The organism is Mycobacterium sp. 1245801.1 (genome assembly GCF_001673055.1).
Classification (GTDB): Bacteria; Actinomycetota; Actinomycetes; order Mycobacteriales; family Mycobacteriaceae; genus Mycobacterium; species Mycobacterium europaeum_A.
Map to the genome: position 1 here is coordinate 1 of NZ_LZKY01000294.1, position 16,309 is coordinate 16,309.

Genomic DNA, 16,309 nt, shown 5'->3' on the forward strand with positions numbered 1-16,309 from the left:
CGATGTGGCGGTGCTGCACCCGATGGCGCGCGGCATCATGCCGGACCGGCACCTGGGCAGCGCCCTGCACGCCGCGCTTCGAAAACAGTTCATTGGCAACGAAATCCGGGTCCGAACCCGGGTACTGGCGGTCCGGGCCCTCGGTGTTGGGCGCGTACTCACCGCCTGGGGCGCCGTACCAGTCCATCTCGTAATCGGGGAAGCCGCGGCTCTTGAACGGCTCGCGCAGGGTCTTGCGCAGGGCCTTGTTGGACGGGAAGAAGATGTGCACGCTGGCGTCGATCAACGGGGTGCTGGTTCCGTCGGCGTGTGTGATCACAAGAGCCACCCTTCGGCTGCGGCGGCGAAAGCCGGCCGCGCGAGGTCAGATGATAGCCAATCTAACATTTCGTTCGGTGGTCCATCAACGGGTTTCCGGTAAGCATTTCGTTTATTCATCGTCGCTGGTGGCACGCGTTTTGTGGTCGTCGGAGCAAGTATGGTTCTTCTTTGCGGATAATACCATTCTCCGAGGTGGGAGAGGGACGCGATCGCGGGCTCGTCGCCGCGGCGGCCGGGGCGATGGGCTAGTCCGATGCCCCGCCCACCGTCACGCCCGCGGCCCGCTCGAACGGTTTGATCACCGTCGTGAAGTCGGATTCGGGCCCCTCGTCGCGGGCAAGGGCCTCCCACAGCCGGCCGATCGTCTCGGCGACCTCGGCGGGAACGCCAAGCGCCCGCGCTTCATCGAGGTAGAGCCGCACGTCCTTGAGCATCAGCCCGGTGGCGAAGCCGTAGTCGAAGGTGCGCGACAGGATCGCGCGGGGGAACTTGTCGCGGCTCGCGCTCGTCGCACCCGATCCCGCGTTGAGCACCTCGATCATCACGGCGGGGTCGAGGCCGGCCTTGACGCCCATCACGACGACTTCCGCGGTGGCGGCCAAGACGTTGGCCGCCAAGATGTTGTTCGCCAGCTTCATCGTCTGCGCCGCGCCGGGCTTGTCGCCGACATACATCGGCCGGCCGAGCGCTTCGAGCGCGGTTCGCACGAGGTCGAATTCGTCGCGCGGGCCCGAAACCATGAGCGCCAGCGTCCCTTTCTCGGCCCCGCTGACACCGCCGCTGACCGGGCTGTCCATCGCCACGATGTCGCGCCGGGCCAGCATCGCGTGGATCTGCACCGCCATTTGGCTACCGACAGTGGACAAGTCGACGTAGCGCCGCACCCGCGCCCCCTCGATCACGCCCGCCGGGCCGGTCGCCACCTCCAGCGACACACTCGGGGTGGGCAGGCTGGCCAGCACCGTTTCGGCGCGGTCGGCGACCTCCTTGGCCGACGACGCCGGGCGGGCGCCAAGGGCGACGACGCGCTCGAGTGCCTCGCCGCTCGTGTCGAAGGCGACGACGTCGTGATTTTCCCGGAGGAGGCGGGATGCCATGGGAAGGCCCATATTTCCGAGTCCGATGAACCCGATCTTCATGTTGGGTCCCTTACCCCGATGGTGGCGACCCGGCCCCCGCAAGCGGGAGGTGCCCCCGGCGCCCGGCTCCGCCGCGCTAGCGGTCGCCACTATCCCGGTCCAGTTCGCCGAACGCCTCACCCGCGATGCGAAAGCTGTCGACGGCGGCCGGCACGCCGGCGTAGATGGCCACCTGCAGGAAGACCTCGCGGATTTCCTCACGGGTGACACCGTTGGTCAGCGCCGCCTTGATGTGTGTGCGTAATTCGTTGGGCCGGTTGAGCACCGAGATCATCGCCAGGTTGAGCATGCTGCGGGTCTTGCGCGGGAGTTCCTCGCGGCCCCAGACGGCACCCCAGCAGTATTCGGTGACGAGGTCTTGCAGGGGCCCGGTGAAGTCGTCCGCGTTGGCCAACGCGCGGTTGACATACTCCTCGCCCAGCACCTCGGAGCGGATGTCAAGCCCCCGCTGGTAGGTTTCGCGATCCAATGCACATCTCCCTTCAATTCGGGGCAGCGGCCCTCGATGTAGTCGCGCGTGCGCTGGCGAGGTTCCGATTGCCTGAGCGCAGTCTTGCACCGTGGTCGCTCGGCGGGGTCTACAGTCGAGGTTCTAATGAAGCTGTCCACTTTCTGTTCTCATTGCCGCCGGACGGGTGCTTCAACGTCGCGGTAACCAAAAGTCTTGCGCCGCAAGGAATACGAACTGACGGTGCCGACCTGGGCGACTCTGGACGTAGAGGAGAAGCAGTGACCGGAGCAAGCGCTGACATCTGGGAAGTGATGTCGACGGCCCGGACCATCCGGCGCTTCACCGACGAGCCGGTGGACGATGCGACCCTGGCGCGGTGTCTCGAGGCGGCCAGGTGGGCCCCCTCGGGCGCCAATGCGCAAGGCTGGCGATTCGTTGTGCTGCGATCGCCCGAGCAGCGGGCGGTGGTGGCCAAGGCCGCGGCCCACGCGCTGGAAGTGATCGAGCCGGTCTACGGCATGAACCGGCCCGCCGACGACGACAACAGCCGTCGAGCGCGCACCTACCGTGCGACATACGAATTGCACGACCGCGCCGGTGAATTCACTTCGGTCCTGTTCGCCCAGGCGCATTACCCGACGGCGTCCGAACTGCTGCTCGGCGGTTCGATCTTTCCCGCCATGCAGAACTTCCTACTGGCCGCCAGGGCCCAGGGCCTGGGTGCCTGCCTGACCAGCTGGGCCTCGTACGGCGGTGAGCAGCTGCTGCGGGAAGCCGTCGGGGTACCCGAGGGCTGGATGATCGCCGGCCACATCGTGGTGGGGTGGCCGAAGGGCAAACATGGCCCGCTGCGCCGGCGTCCGCTGGCCGAATTCGTCAACCTCGACCGCTGGGACCAAGCCGCCGACGGCGTCCTCGACGGTGCCCGAGCCCCCGGCTAGCTGGGCGCTCGAAGCCATTGGCCCGGCGAACCGGGCGCGCGGCGGGATGGCCTGTTTGATACCCCATGCCCGGATTCAGAGATTATTACTTCCGCAACCGAGAATGGTATTCTCGCCGTGACAGTCACGACGAGAGGCGGCGCGGATGCTGTTGGAGTTCGATGCTGACCAGCGACTGTGGCAGGACACGGTGCGCGACGCCGTCGCGAAGCAGTGCCCGCCGTCGTTGGTGCGCAGCGTGGTCGAAGAGGGCGTCGACCCGAGCCCGTTGTGGAAATCGTATGTAGACCAGGGCTGGACCGAGCTCAGCGATGCGGACAGCGCCGTCGAGTTGGCCATCGTGCTCGAGCAGCTCGGCCACGCCACCGACCCCACCCCTTACCTGGCGACGATGAGCCAGTTCGCGCCGCTCGCCGCGGACCGCTTCGACCCACACCAGTCGGGCACCGCGGTCTATAGCGGGGTCGCCGCGCACCGCGACGCCGAGGGTTGGGTCCTGGAAGGCACCGCGCGGCACGTGCTCGACGGAGATCGCGCGGATCGGCTGGCGGTGGTGACCGACGCCGGGGTGTTCCTGGTCGCGTCCGGTCAGGTGTCGGCCCGGCGCGCGGCGGTGTTCGATCCGGTACTGCACGTCGCCGACCTGTCGTTCGCCGAGGTTCGGGTGCCCGACAGTGACCGGCTGACCGTCGACGCGGAACGCGCTCACCATTTCGCGTTGACCGGCATGGCGATCACGATGGTGGGCGCCTGCCAACGCATCCTCGACCTGGTGCTCGAGCACGTGAGTAGCCGCCAGCAGTTCGGCGTGGCGATCGGCTCGTTCCAGGCCGTGCAGCACAAGGCCGCCGACATGCACGTCGCCGTGCAACGGGCGCGCGCGCTGGCCTACTTCGCCGCGTTGACGATCGCGGCCGACGATCCGCGCCGCCGGCTGGCGGCCGCGATGGCCAAGGCGTCGGCCGGCGAATGCCAGTCGCTGGTGTTCCGGCACGGCCTACAGCTGCATGGCGCAATGGGATTCACGTGGGAGAACGACCTGCAGTTCGCGCTGAAACGAGCCAAGGCGGGCGAGTTGATGCTCGGCGGCGCGGCGGAGCACCGGGCGCGGATCGCGGAGGAATACCGTGCAGCTGACTTTTGATTCCGACGTCGAGGAGTTCCGGGCGGAGTTCTCGGCGTTCCTGGACGAAAACCTGCCTCCCGCAAGCGAAACGCTCGAACGCCCCCGGTCGGTCTCACACATGCCGCAGTGGGCCCGCGACTGGCAGCGGCTGTTGTTCGACAACGGCTGGCTGCTGCCCAGCCAGCCGCCGGAATTCGGCGGGCGCAACGCCACGGTCATTCAGCAGTTCGTCTATCTCGAGGAACTGAGCCGCCGGCGGATCTACCACAGCTTCAACCCGCAGGGCGTGAATATTGTTGGGGCATCGCTGTTGTCGTTCGGCAGCGACGAGCAGAAGCGGCGTTGGGCGGTGCCGATTTTGCGGGCCGAGATCACCGCTTCGCTCGGCATGAGCGAACCGAGCGCGGGTTCCGACCTGGCGTCGCTGCGCACTCGCGCGGTGCTGGACGGCGGTCACTTCGTGGTCAATGGCCAGAAGGTGTGGACCTCGGGGGCCCACGACGCCGACATCCTGCTGACGTTCGTGCGGACCAATCCGGATGTGCCGAAGCACAAGGGAATCAGCGCGCTCATCATCCCCACCGATACCCCGGGGCTGGTGCGCCGGCCGTTCCCGTCGATCTGCGGTGCCGACGATCTCGATTTCAACGAGGTGTTCTTCACCGACGTTCGGGTGCCGGCCGAGAACCTGGTCGGGGAGCTCGACCAGGGGTGGCGGGTGGCCAACGGCTCGCTGGGACATGAACGCACGATGATGTGGCTGGGTTTCGCCGATCGCCTGGAGAACATGATCGACGATTTCCATCCGAGCACCGACGTCGAGCGTGACCAATACGCCAGCACCATCATGGACAAGCAGGCCCTACGGCTGCTGGGTTCGGCGGCTCTGGCGCGCGCCGCGCGTGGCGAAGATGATGTGGCCGCGATCTCGGTGCTCAAGCTGCTCGGCTCCGAGGCCGAGTTGCGTGGCATGGAACTGGCGCTGACGTCCGCGGGATCCGACGGACTGGTGCACCCGGGACTGACGGGCCCGTACGCGCACATGAACCTCGACCACTACTTCGCCAGCTGGTTCGAGCGCTACGCCCGCAGCTTCTCCGGGACCATCGCCGGCGGCACGTCGGAGATCCAGCGCAACATCATCGCCCAGCGGGTACTCGGCCTGCCGCGCGGCTAGCGCGGTCATAGGGCTTGCTGAGAGCCGTTGCTGGGCAAGGCGATCCGACTCACACCCGGGGTGTGCAGCTGGCCGGCCAGCCACGGCAGCGCGGTGGAGAACGCCATGCCGGCGGTCGGCCAGTCGTGCTTTCCGGTCTGGGCCACCACCGCGCAGTCGATGCCGTTGGCTCGGCCCAGCCCGCACAGGGACGAGGCGGCCGCGGCCTGGTTGCCCGGGTCGGCGGCGGCGGCGCGACCGGCGACGGCCATTGCGGCGGTGTCCACGGTTGTGACGTCGCGGCGCGGTGAATCACCCGACGAGATGGCGAACCAACCGGATACCCCGGTGTAGCGTCCGTGGCGGTTGATCACCGTGGTCGGGTCGAATCTCGCCCACGCGTCGGCATCGCCGTCGAATAGGTTGGCGATGGTTTGCTCCTTGGTCCCGGTGTTGGGGGTCAGGTCGCCCTCGATGTCGACGAACGAGCTGAACATGTTGGGGTGCATGACGGTCAGGTCCACCGCGCAGGTTCCGCCCATCGACCAGCCGACGACACCCCAGCGGGACGGGTCGGGGCTGACACCGAAGTTCGAGACCAGGTAGGGCACAACGTCTTTGGTCAGGTGATCGGCCGCGTTGCCGTGGTTTCCGTTGACGCATTCGGTGTCGTTGTCGAAGGCGCCGCCCGGATCGACGAACACCAGCACCGGCGCGTTGCCGCCGTGCGCGGCCGCGAAGGCGTCGACGGCGTCCACGGCGCCGCCGGCGCGCACCCAGTCGGCGGGCGTGTTGACCATGCCGCCGATCATCATCACCGTCGGCAACTGCGGCGGCGGGTAGCTGGCGAACCAGGCCGGCGGCAGGTAGACGAGTTCCTCACGGTGCTTGAATTGCGAAGCGTCTTCGGGGATCACGACCGGCACCAGGCTGCCGTGCGGCGGCTTGGAGCCCTTCGCCGCCAGTGTGGTGACCGTGGCCTTGTCGACCTGGTCGGGCAGCGGAACCGAGGTGAACTGATTCCACGCGCTCTGGACGGTCTGGAAGTAACCGACCCATTGGTTGAGCACCAGCAGCGAGCAGAGCAGGCACAGCGGCACGGCCAGGATGGATAGTCCGCGCCGCCACCACCGCGCACCGCGCCAGCCCAGGATCAGCACCGCCATGGCCACACCGACCAACGCGATCCAGACGTATAGCGCGTCCGGTGCCGCCGCGCTGATGCAGCGGCGCGCCCCGAGCGCCGTGCCGACCCCGGCGACGGCAGCGGCGGGCAGCCAGAGCAGGCGCCAACGACGCGATCGCCAGCCGGTGGCAACCGCCAGGGTGAGCGGGGTGACGATCTGGGCCGTGATCGGGACCCAACCGTGCATCAGAGATATGTGGTTGCCCAGTAGCGACATGGCGATTCCTCCTCCCGGGTGCCGGCGATTGAGCGGCATGAGAAAAGGATCGAATGCCGGCCTCGGCGGATCCTTGGTGAATCCTTGGGCACAGTCCTGGCGGCCGGAGCCCGGCGGCGCAGGTTCGCTGCGTCGAGTGTGAATCCACGGTGTCGAGTGTGAATCCATGGCGGCCGCCGCCGGCGTGTCGGCGCCCTCAGCTCACAGTGAAAGCCATGGGTTCACACGCAACGGTCGAACTAGCTGAAACGGCCTAGACCGGATCGAACTTGGTGATCAGCCAGGCGCCGTTGACTCGGGTCAAACTCACCAGCACGCTGCTGGAAGCCATTGCGGGGTCGGGAATGTCCTTGCTCGTGGTGCTCTGGTCGACCAGCACCAGCACGACCGCCGAATTCGGGTGCAATTCCTGAACCGCGGCCCCCAACACCCGGGCGTTGGTTTTCAGCGACTTCTGCTTGGCTGCCGGCGCGACGATCTGTTCGGTGAACTGGTTGTAGTACGACAAGAAGTCCCCGGACAGGTGGGTCTTGGCGTTGGCGAAGTCCTTGTCGAGTGACTCCGGCGAGTACGACAGCAACGCGACGGTTCCGTCGGACGCCGCATTGGCGACCGCGCTCGCGACGCTGGCGTCGGTCTGTTTGTCGGTCCGGTACTGCTTGAAGTACAGCCAGGTCGCCGTGCCGCCGGAAAGCAGCAGCAGCACAATCAGAATCACGGGAACGACTTTCACCCTGCGCCGCGCAGGTGGAGCGCTACTTTCGTCGCGGTCGGTTTGGTCGACAGAGTCGTGGTCGACAGAGTCGTCGGCAGTGTCGACGGCCGTGTCGATGCCGGGCTGGTCCTCGCTCACGGAATGAACTCCACGTTGGACATCTTGTATTGCCCGCCGTCGTTTTTCACGGTCACCTTCAGCCGCCAATTGCGTGGTGCGTCCTTGGCGCCCGCGGCGTTGGTGACGTGCGAGGTGGCCGCGACGAGAACCAACGCAAAATCCCCGTTGATGGTTTGCACGGCCGCCGCGTTCACGCTTCCCTGCGTGACCACTTTGGACTGTTCGACGACGGTCGTGAAATCCTTTGCGCGCGCTTGGAAGTCGTCCCGGAACGGGCCGGTCGAGCTGTCGATCACCCGTTGGACGTCCTCCTTGGCCTTGTTGAAGTCCATGGAAGTCAGGTTGACGACACCTTGTCGGGCGCCCGCGAGAATGTTCGCGGCGCGGTGGTTGCGCTCGATCGTTTCATTGTGGTTCCACACCATGTATCCGCTGGCGCCGAGGAAGGCGCAGATGAGCAGGATGACCGCCGCCTTCCACACCACGGACCACGAGGGCAGCCGCAGACGCCGCCGAGAGCGGGCCGACTTGGCTTGCGCTTCTGTCCCTTCGGCGGTTTCGTCGGAGGCTTCGCGCTCGTTCTCGGCTGCTTCGGTGCCGGTTGCCTCGACGGTTTCGGTGACGTCGTCGTCGGTCTCCGGCTCGGCGGTGTCGGTTCCGTCTTCTTCGGCGGCCGGCGCCTCTTGGGCGGTCTCGGGCTCGGTTGTGGCCGCGGTCGCTGTCTCGGTCTCGGTCTGGGCCAGCGCTTCGCGCCGGAGGCGGGCGGCGCGAGCGCGGGCGCGGGCCGCGGCGGCCAGCGCCTCGGCTTCGGCGGCCTCGGCCTCGGCCTCCTCGAGCAACGCCTGCACGTCGGCCTTCGAGGTGGCCGAATCCACCGGCGCCTTCTTCTCGTCAGCCATCGTGCCTGCTGCCCGTCGCCGTCATGATCGACCGACTCCTGTACCTCTCACGCGGCTACCATCGCACGAGCGAGAACGGCCAGCTGTTGGCGCCCCCCGGTCCGCCGCCGCAGCCGGTGTCGAACGTCGAGTCGACCTGACCCGCCAGCGTCACCGGATCCCACGAGTAGACGTCATGCGAGGGAAAGAACTGGACCACGCAACGCACACCGAAGGGGTCGTCAGCGGCCATGACATAGCGGCCATCGGTCAGATGGGCCTCTCCCCGCCAGGGCGCCGCCTGCCCGTTGGGTTGCGGCGTTGCGTACACCTGCAGGCATCCCGGCGCTGAATTAACGCACGGGTTGATCGACCAGATCCAGCTGTGGCCGGGATCCCGGTTCGTGTCCACCCGGTAATTGGAATACAGCATGTCCGCGCGGGCGCTCGGCGTGAGAGTCAGCGCGGCCATGGCAAGCGCAAGGCTGATTGCGAAAGTCTTCACCGATGCGTCTCCCTCTCTGCGCACGCGTTTGGCTCAAATATAAGACGCGGTCACGCTGAACAGGCCGACTCGCGAAATTCTGAACGGCTCAGTCGATGACCGCGGCTTCCTTGCGTTCGGTGATCGGCCGGGCGAGTTCCTGTTCGTCGCAGATGCGCTGAAGCTTCTCCAGTGTTTCGTCGAGGCCGGCCCCGATCTTGCGGCCGGGCGTGAAGGTGGCCGGCAGCTTGCGCATGCCCTGGATGACGCCGATGGTCTCGTAGTGAACGGTGCCCTCCGGATCGCATTTGTAGTCGGGCATCCGGTCGAGGACCGCGGTGAGCATGGATTTGAACACGGTGCGCGCCACGTTCGAGCCGATGCAGCGGTGCACGCCCAGCCCGAAGCTGAAGTGCCGGTTACCTTTACGGTCGAGGATGATCTGGTCCGGGTCGTGGAACACCGAGGGGTCGCGGTTGGCCATCGCCCACGAAATCCACAGCCGCTCACCCTCTTTGAACTGGGTGCCGTCGAGCTCGGTGTCCTCGGAGAAGGTCCGGCCATCTCCGGGCGCCGGGGTGAAGTAGCGCAAGAACTCCTCGGTCGCGGGGTCGAGCAGGGTCTTGCGCTCGTCGCTGAGCAGCTGTCGTTGCTGCGGGTGTTCCGAAAGCCATTCCAGCGAGTGGGCGGTCAGCGCGGTCGTGGTGTCGAAGCCCCCGCCGATGACCAGGCCGAGGTTCCCCAAGATTTCCAGCTCCGGGGCCGGCTCACCGTCGATGCGCATCTGGAGTAGGCCGTTGACGATTCCGGGCCGCGGGTTCGCGCGGATCTCGATCATATTGTTGACCATGTCGAGGCCCATCTCGCGGTGCATCGCGGTGACGCGCTCGATGTCGGGGGAGTGTTCGGGCGTGTACACCGCGGCATGAACCGGCTCGCTGTACAGGTTCCACTTCTTCAGCGGGATGCCCAGCATCGCCAGCGTGAAGACGGCGGGCACGATGTTGGCCAGGTCGTCCACGAAGTCGATGCGGCCACTTTCGATCTTCTCGTCCAGGCAGGCGCGCGTCACGTCGTCGATGAACGGTTCCCAGCGCTTGATCGCCGCGGGCGACAGGTACGGGTTGAGCACGGTTCGGTAGATGCGGTGCTCGGGGTCGTCCATCTCCAGGATCCCGCCGCGCACCGCGCTGACTCGGCTGGCCGTGGGGATCGAAATGCCTTTGTAGCCGCGGCGTTCGCCGTGGATGTCGTGATCGTTGGAGACGGCGGGGCAGCGGGCCAGCTCGAACACCTCGTGGCTGCCGGCCGCAACCCAGTGGCCGCCATAGGTATCCGTCCAGGCCATCGGGCACTTGGCGTGCATCTCTTCGGTGATCGCTTTGAACTTCGACCGGTATTCCGCGGAATGCCGGTCGAAGTGGTACCGGTTCTTCTTGCGGTCGCTGTCATTGACGACGTCGTCGACGCTCAATGCTCTGTCTCCCTATGTGTTTGCCGTAGCTACGGATCCGATAGCGGCTCAGGCGTCGTCGGTGATCATGATGGCCTGCTCCGGACAGGACTGCGCGGCCTCACGGACCTGGTCCTCGCGGTCGGTGGGCACCACCTCGTCGACCGCCGACGAGCTGCCGTCGATGTCGCTGAGCTGAAACGATTCCGGCGCGATCATGGCGCACAGGGTGTGGCCCTGGCACCGCTGTGAATCCACCCAGACCTTCACGGGTTGTCTCCTCTCACACTGGTTACCGGGCGCCGCCGACGAATCGCCACCGCTCAGGTGTTGCGACCGCCGTTGACGCCCAAGATCTGACCGGTGATGTAGCCGGCCTCCTCGGACACCAGGAACGCGCACGCCGCCGCGATGTCTTGCGGCGTGCCCATCCGGCGCACCGGCGTCCGCGCGATGGTCTCGTCGATGTCACCGAGGAATCCGTTCTTCTCGGCGGCGCGCAGCATCGGGGTGTCGATGAAGCCGGGCGGCACCGCGTTGACCGTGATGCCCTTGGGCCCGTACTCGAGTGCGAGCGACTTCGTCAGGCCGTTGACCGCCGACTTGGCCGCCACGTAATGACTCATGTAGGGCGCACCGGAATGCGTGCTCGACGACGAGATGTTGACGATGCGTCCCCATCCCGCCTCGACCATGTCGGGGAGCACCGCCTGGACGGTGTGGAAGACGCCGTTGAGGTTGACGTCGATCACCCGCTGCCAATCCTCGAAGGTGATGTTGTTGAACTTCTTGAACCCGTCGAGGCCGGCGGCGTTGACCAGAACCGTCACCGGCCCGAGTTGCGCGCGGACGGCCGACAGCGCCGCGTCCACTTGCGAGCGATCGGTGACGTCGGCGGTGAAGGCGAAATCGGCTTCGGACGGCCGCAGGTCGATGGAGGCGACGTTCAAACCGTCGGCCCGCAGGCGTTGCGCGACGGCGAGGCCGATGCCGGATCCGCCGCCGGTGACTACCGCAGTCTTCATGTAGAGGCCTCTGCTCCGGAGGGGGCCATTTCAGTCACAAAGAATCTCCCTTACAATTATGAGAACCCTACTCTCCGCGCGGAGCGCCGTGCAACATGCGCCTAACACCGCGTCCGGCCTGCGGGAAAGACCCTGGCCGGCAGTGTACGGCCGGTTGCGGCCCTGGTCAGCACCCCCGATCTCATTCCTGAGACTTTCTTGAATTATCGAAAGTCGAATGTAAGATTCGCCGGGGAAGAGAATGAAATTATCGTGATCGCCACCACACTAGGGGGTACGGAATGCCTGCCCAGGACACGGCAGAGCCCGCCACTGGAACCACAGTGACCGTCGCGGATGCCGCGCCTGAGTCCCACGTCGACCGCCGTCTGTTGATCGATGGCCGGCTGGTCAGCGCCGACAGGACGTTCCCCTCGATCAACCCCGCAACGGGTGCTGTGATCGGGCATGCGCCGGACGCCGGTGGCGAGGAAGCTCAAGCGGCGATCGCGGCCGCCCGGCGGGCGTTCGACGAGACCAGCTGGCCCACCGACGTCGAGTTGCGGATCCGCTGCCTCGACCAGTTGCACCAGGCGCTCGTCGACCACGCCGAGGAGTTGCGCGACCTCACCATCGCCGAAGTGGGCGCCACCCGCGCGCTGACCCAGGGCGCTCAGCTCGACGAGCCGATCGGCATCGTGCGCTTCTACGCGGACCTGCTGCGCACCTATCAGTTCACCGAGGACCTGGGCGAAAAAGAATCGCGAGGCATGCTCCACCACCGCTGGGTGGAAAAGGAAGCCGCCGGGGTGGTCGGCGCCATCATCGCTTACAACTACCCCAACCAGCTCGCGCTGGCGAAGCTCGCCCCGGCGCTGGCCGCCGGATGCACGGTGGTGCTCAAGGGCGCCCCGGACACACCGCTGGTCACGCTGGCGCTCGGCGAGCTGATCGCCAATCACACCGACATTCCGGCCGGGGTCGTGAACGTGCTGAGCTCGTCGGACCCGGCTGCCGGGGTAACCCTGACCACCAGCCCGGACGTCGACGTCATCACCTTCACCGGCTCGACTGCGGTCGGGCGCAAGATCATGGCCGCGGCGAGCGACACCGTCAAGCGGGTCTTTCTGGAGCTGGGCGGCAAGTCGGCGGCGATCATTCTCGATGACGCCGACTTCGCCAACGCGGCCCTGTTCGCGGCGTTCAGCATGGTCACCCATGCGGGCCAGGGCTGTGCGCTCACGTCCCGGCTGTTGGTGCCCAGGTCGCACCACGACGAAATCGTCGAACTGATCGCGCAGAACTTCGCCAAGGTGCGCCACGGCGACCCGGCCGATCCCAAAACCTATATGGGACCACTGATCAACGAGCAACAGCGGGACAAGGTCGACGGCATGGTGCAGCGCGCCGTGGCCGCCGGGGCGACCCTGGTCACCGGGGGCAAGCGACTCGACCCGGGCTACTTCTATGCGCCGACGCTGCTGACCAACGTCGATCCCGACAGCGAAATCGCCCAGGACGAGATCTTCGGGCCGGTGCTCGTGGTGATCGCGTTCGACGATGACGACGACGCCGTGCGCATCGCCAACAACTCGATCTACGGGCTCGCGGGCGCGGTGTTCAGCCGCGATCAGGACCGCGCGCTGGCCGTGGCGCGCCGCATCCGCACCGGATCCTTCTCCATCAACGGCGGCAACTACTTCGGCGCGGACAGCCCGTTCGGGGGTTTCAAGCAGTCGGGCGTGGGCCGGGAGATGGGCGTCGCCGGGCTCGAGGAGTTCCTCGAGCGCAAGACCTTCGCCGTGCCCGCCGTCTCAGCGAAAGGAGCCGGCGCATGAGGCCGCTCGAAGGCATCCGCGTCCTCGAAGTCGCTATGTATGGGTTCGTGCCCTCGGCGGGTGCGGTGCTCGCCGAATGGGGTGCCGACGTGGTCAAGGTCGAGCACGCGGTGACCGGTGATCCGCAACGTGGACTGCGACAGACCGGGATGCTGCGCGTCGAGGGCGATCCCAACCCCAACATCGAGCACGCCAACCGCGGCAAGCGCAGCATCGGGCTGGACATGTCGGTGCCCGAGGGTAAGGAGGTGCTCTATGAGCTGGCCCGCCGCTCGGATGTGTTCCTCACCAGCTTCCTGCCCGACCACCGGCGCAAGTTCGGCATCGACGTCGATGACATCCGGGCGGTGAACCCGAAGATCGTCTACGCGCGCGGCAGTGCGCTCGGCCCGCGCGGCGAAGAGTCGACCAAAGGCGGCTACGACATGACCGCCTTCTGGTGCCGGGCCGGTACGGCCGCCACCATCACTCCGGCCGGCATGCCGGGCATGATCGCGCCGCCCGGACCGGCGTACGGCGACACCATCTCGGGTACCAACCTGGCCGGCGGCATCGCGGCGGCGCTGCTCAAGCGCGAGCGCACCGGCGAACCGTCGGTGGTCGACGTGTCGTTGCTGGGCAGCGGGCTGTGGTCACTGGGGCACACGGTCGCGCTGACAAAGCATCTGAACCAGCGGCTGGAATCGCCGCCGCCGGGCGTGCACGGCGCGCCCAACAACCCGCTGGTGGGTTTGTACACGACATCCGACGGCCGCTACATCTCCTTCGTGATGATGCAGCCCACCAAGTTCTGGGCCGACGTGTGCCGCCACGTCGACCTGCCCGAGTTGGCCGATGATCCGCGCTTCGACACCGTGGAGAACATCGCCGCCAACACCGCGGACGCGGTCGAGCTGCTGACCAAGGCCATCGCCGGCCGCACGCTGGCCGAGTGGAGCGAGCGCTTCGCCACGCTCTCCGGGCCGTGGGCGCCCGTGCAGGACACCCTGCAAGCGGCCGAGGATGCGCAGATCCGCTCGAACGAGTACCTGGTGCGGGCGGGCGAACTCGAGCTGGTGGCCAACCCGGTACAGTTCGACGTCGCAGCGCCACAGACCGGGCCAGCCCCCGGATTCGCAGAGCAGACCGACGAGATCCTGATGGAGCTCGGCCTCGACTGGGACCGCATCATCGAACTCAAGACGGCCGGCGCCGTCACGTGAGCACTATTTGGACTGGAGTCAGCAGCGACATGCTTGAGCCGACCGTCGCTTGCGTTGGGACGCAGTCGCCTTGCGCCCGTGCACCAATCGCGGAATGCGCGATAACGGTTATGCATTTTTCGCTCCGCCCGGACGCGGCATGAGTCATAATCGCCGGACGCTTCAAGACGTGGGGCCCCTCGTTTTGCAGCGCCAACTCACGCAACAGAACGGAGGTCTGGCGTGAGCGAGGTCGCGGCTGTCACTTCCAAGGTCGATGCCGGAAATTGGCTGCCCGCTGAGCATTTCGCCCTCGTCAGCGGGCGTTTACGGCCGTCAATTCTGCTGAACTTACCGCAGCCGTTGCGCCAGAACAAGACTGCCGGTCTCGTAGCGTGGAAAGGGCCTGACGCCGATGGCAACTAAGGGCGCCGACCACTGGTCAGCGGGATTACCGCAGCTGAAACTGAAATTCGACTTCACCGGGCCCATGCACGCCGTCGGCGCCCTGTTCGCGATGTCCGCCGACGCGGTCAAGTACCTGTTCCGCCGGCCCTTCCAGTGGCGGGAGTTCTTGGAGCAGTCCTGGTTTGTCGCGCGGGTGTCGCTGGCTCCCACCTTGTTGGTCGCCATCCCGTTCACCGTCCTGGTCAGCTTCACGCTCAACATCCTTTTGCGCGAACTGGGCGCGGCGGATCTCTCCGGTGCGGGCGCCGCGTTCGGTGCTGTCACCCAGCTCGGCCCGCTGGTCACGGTTTTGATCGTTGCGGGTGCCGGCGCTACGGCAATGTGCGCGGATCTGGGGGCGCGGACGATCCGCGAGGAAATCGACGCGATGGAGGTGCTGGGCATCAACCCGGTGCAACGTCTGGTCACACCGCGCATGCTGGCATCGGGATTGGTCGCCTTCCTGCTCAACAGCCTGGTGGTCATCATCGGCGTCCTTGGCGGTTACGTCTTTTCGGTATTTGTCCAAGACGTCAACCCCGGCGCGTTCGCCGCGGGCATCACGTTGCTCACCGGTGTTCCCGAGGTGATCATTTCGTGCGTCAAGGCAGCGCTTTTCGGCCTCATCGCCGGCCTGGTCGCCTGCTACCGGGGCCTGTCGATCACCGGCGGTGGCGCCAAGGCCGTTGGCAACGCGGTGAACGAAACCGTCGTCTACGCCTTCATGTCGCTGTTCGTCGTCAACGTGGTGGTCACCGCGATCGGCATCAAGATGACGGCGAAGTAGGGCTGCCATGGCACTGAGGGCCGCATATCCGCGTCTGACCCGTCAACTCGAGAGGCCAGTCGCCCTGATGGGGCGGATCGGCGATCACACCCTGTTCTATGGCAAGGCGCTCGCCGGGGTGCCCTTCGCTGCCACCCACTACACGCGCGAAGTCATTCGACTGGTCGCCGAGATCAGCATGGGCGCGGGCACTTTGGCGATGATCGGCGGAACCGTGGTGATCGTCGGCTTCTTGACGCTGGCGGCGGGCGGCACCCTGGCCATCCAGGGGTACACCTCGCTGGGCAACATCGGCATCGAGGCGCTGACGGGCTTTCTGGCCGCGTTCATCAACGTGCGCATCGCGGCACCGGTGGTCGCCGGAATCGGTCTGGCGGCCACCTTCGGCGCCGGCGTGACCGCTCAGCTCGGTGCCATGCGGATCAACGAAGAAGTGGATGCCTTGGAGAGCATGGCCATTCGGCCGGTCGCCTACCTGGTCAGCACCAGGATCCTGGCGGGAATGATGGCGATCACGCCGCTGTACAGCATCGCCGTCATCCTGTCGTTCGTGGCCAGCCAGTTCACCACCACGTTCCTACTGGGACAGTCGCAGGGTTTGTATCAGCACTACTTCAACACGTTCCTGAATCCGATCGACTTGTTGTGGTCGTTCCTGCAGGCGATTCTGATGGCGCTCACCATCCTGCTGATCCACACCTACTACGGCTATTTCGCCTCGGGGGGACCGGCCGGCGTCGGCAACGCGACCGGCAACGCGGTGCGCACCTCGCTCATCGTCGTGGTTTCGGTGACCCTGTTGGTCTCGCTTTCTATCTACGGTACGAACGGCAACTTCAACCTGTCCGGTTAGCAGAGGAGGTGA

General features: G+C 66.4%; 17 protein-coding genes and 1 pseudogene. 8 read left to right on the forward strand and 10 right to left on the reverse strand.

What is annotated here, in order from left to right; all coding sequences use genetic code 11:
• The 3 genes and pseudogenes from A5622_RS18675 to A5622_RS18685 all read right to left on the reverse strand — a co-directional run.
• Nucleotides 1-319: pseudogene (locus tag A5622_RS18675) on the reverse strand (amidohydrolase); the annotation flags it as partial.
• A gap of 247 nt (nt 320-566) precedes the next feature.
• On the reverse strand, nt 567-1,460 hold the full coding sequence (locus tag A5622_RS18680) for an NAD(P)-dependent oxidoreductase (RefSeq protein WP_066880488.1): 894 nt from the start codon (nt 1,458-1,460) through the stop codon (nt 567-569).
• Nucleotides 1,461-1,536: 76 nt separating this feature from the next.
• Nucleotides 1,537-1,929 (reverse strand): carboxymuconolactone decarboxylase family protein, encoded by a 393-nt coding sequence (locus tag A5622_RS18685; RefSeq protein ID WP_008253716.1) that lies wholly within the window; start codon nt 1,927-1,929, stop codon nt 1,537-1,539.
• A 293-nt stretch (nt 1,930-2,222) separates the two neighbouring features.
• On the opposite strand from A5622_RS18685, the gene A5622_RS18690 reads away from it, so the two are divergent.
• The 3 genes from A5622_RS18690 to A5622_RS18700 all read left to right on the forward strand — a co-directional run bounded on the left by A5622_RS18690 (nt 2,223) and on the right by A5622_RS18700 (nt 5,155).
• Nucleotides 2,223-2,852 carry a nitroreductase family protein gene (locus tag A5622_RS18690; protein WP_066880490.1) on the forward strand — a complete coding sequence of 210 codons (630 nt, stop codon included), beginning with the start codon at nt 2,223-2,225 and terminating at the stop codon, nt 2,850-2,852.
• A 145-nt stretch (nt 2,853-2,997) separates the two neighbouring features.
• Nucleotides 2,998-3,996 carry an acyl-CoA dehydrogenase family protein gene (locus A5622_RS18695; RefSeq protein ID WP_066880530.1) on the forward strand — a complete coding sequence of 333 codons (999 nt, stop codon included), beginning with the start codon at nt 2,998-3,000 and terminating at the stop codon, nt 3,994-3,996.
• Nucleotides 3,980-5,155, forward strand: coding sequence for an acyl-CoA dehydrogenase family protein (locus A5622_RS18700; protein ID WP_066880492.1), 1,176 nt, complete (start codon nt 3,980-3,982; stop codon nt 5,153-5,155). The genes A5622_RS18695 and A5622_RS18700 overlap by 17 nt, the downstream gene beginning before the upstream one ends.
• Before the next feature lie 5 nt (nt 5,156-5,160).
• Here the strand turns inward: A5622_RS18700 and A5622_RS18705 are convergent, their stop codons facing one another.
• The 7 genes from A5622_RS18705 to A5622_RS18735 form a co-directional block, all read right to left on the reverse strand.
• The gene (locus A5622_RS18705; protein WP_232003000.1) at nt 5,161-6,576 is read right to left on the reverse strand and encodes an alpha/beta hydrolase family protein; all 1,416 of its coding nucleotides are present in this window, start codon (nt 6,574-6,576) and stop codon (nt 5,161-5,163) included.
• Nucleotides 6,577-6,790: 214 nt separating this feature from the next.
• Nucleotides 6,791-7,369 carry a hypothetical protein gene (locus A5622_RS18710; protein ID WP_369829246.1) on the reverse strand — a complete coding sequence of 193 codons (579 nt, stop codon included), beginning with the start codon at nt 7,367-7,369 and terminating at the stop codon, nt 6,791-6,793.
• Between the two features lie 17 nt (nt 7,370-7,386).
• Entirely contained in the window at nt 7,387-8,271 is an 885-nt protein-coding gene (locus A5622_RS18715) for a hypothetical protein (protein WP_066864347.1), read from the reverse strand.
• Nucleotides 8,272-8,326: 55 nt separating this feature from the next.
• A complete protein-coding gene (locus tag A5622_RS18720; protein ID WP_066864344.1) occupies nt 8,327-8,722 on the reverse strand; it encodes a hypothetical protein in 396 nt (131 codons plus the stop codon).
• A gap of 121 nt (nt 8,723-8,843) precedes the next feature.
• A complete protein-coding gene (locus A5622_RS18725; RefSeq protein ID WP_066880498.1) occupies nt 8,844-10,208 on the reverse strand; it encodes a cytochrome P450 in 1,365 nt (454 codons plus the stop codon).
• 48 nt (nt 10,209-10,256) lie between these two features.
• Nucleotides 10,257-10,457 (reverse strand): ferredoxin, encoded by a 201-nt coding sequence (locus tag A5622_RS18730; RefSeq protein WP_066864338.1) that lies wholly within the window; start codon nt 10,455-10,457, stop codon nt 10,257-10,259.
• Nucleotides 10,458-10,510: 53 nt separating this feature from the next.
• The gene (locus A5622_RS18735; RefSeq protein WP_066880500.1) at nt 10,511-11,212 is read right to left on the reverse strand and encodes an SDR family NAD(P)-dependent oxidoreductase; all 702 of its coding nucleotides are present in this window, start codon (nt 11,210-11,212) and stop codon (nt 10,511-10,513) included.
• A gap of 281 nt (nt 11,213-11,493) precedes the next feature.
• Between A5622_RS18735 and A5622_RS18740 the strand changes: the two genes are divergently transcribed.
• The 5 genes from A5622_RS18740 to A5622_RS18755 all read left to right on the forward strand — a co-directional run bounded on the left by A5622_RS18740 (nt 11,494) and on the right by A5622_RS18755 (nt 16,297).
• The gene (locus A5622_RS18740) at nt 11,494-13,029 is read left to right on the forward strand and encodes an aldehyde dehydrogenase family protein (protein ID WP_066880502.1); all 1,536 of its coding nucleotides are present in this window, start codon (nt 11,494-11,496) and stop codon (nt 13,027-13,029) included.
• On the forward strand, nt 13,026-14,231 hold the full coding sequence (locus tag A5622_RS18745; RefSeq protein ID WP_066864329.1) for a CaiB/BaiF CoA-transferase family protein: 1,206 nt from the start codon (nt 13,026-13,028) through the stop codon (nt 14,229-14,231). The genes A5622_RS18740 and A5622_RS18745 overlap by 4 nt, the downstream gene beginning before the upstream one ends.
• 222 nt (nt 14,232-14,453) lie before the next feature.
• Nucleotides 14,454-14,636 (forward strand): hypothetical protein, encoded by a 183-nt coding sequence (locus A5622_RS29300; RefSeq protein ID WP_156748926.1) that lies wholly within the window; start codon nt 14,454-14,456, stop codon nt 14,634-14,636.
• Nucleotides 14,626-15,444, forward strand: coding sequence for an ABC transporter permease (locus tag A5622_RS18750; protein ID WP_066864326.1), 819 nt, complete (start codon nt 14,626-14,628; stop codon nt 15,442-15,444). The genes A5622_RS29300 and A5622_RS18750 overlap by 11 nt, the downstream gene beginning before the upstream one ends.
• A 7-nt stretch (nt 15,445-15,451) precedes the next feature.
• Nucleotides 15,452-16,297 carry an ABC transporter permease gene (locus A5622_RS18755; RefSeq protein ID WP_066864323.1) on the forward strand — a complete coding sequence of 282 codons (846 nt, stop codon included), beginning with the start codon at nt 15,452-15,454 and terminating at the stop codon, nt 16,295-16,297.
• Nucleotides 16,298-16,309 lie beyond the last annotated feature (12 nt).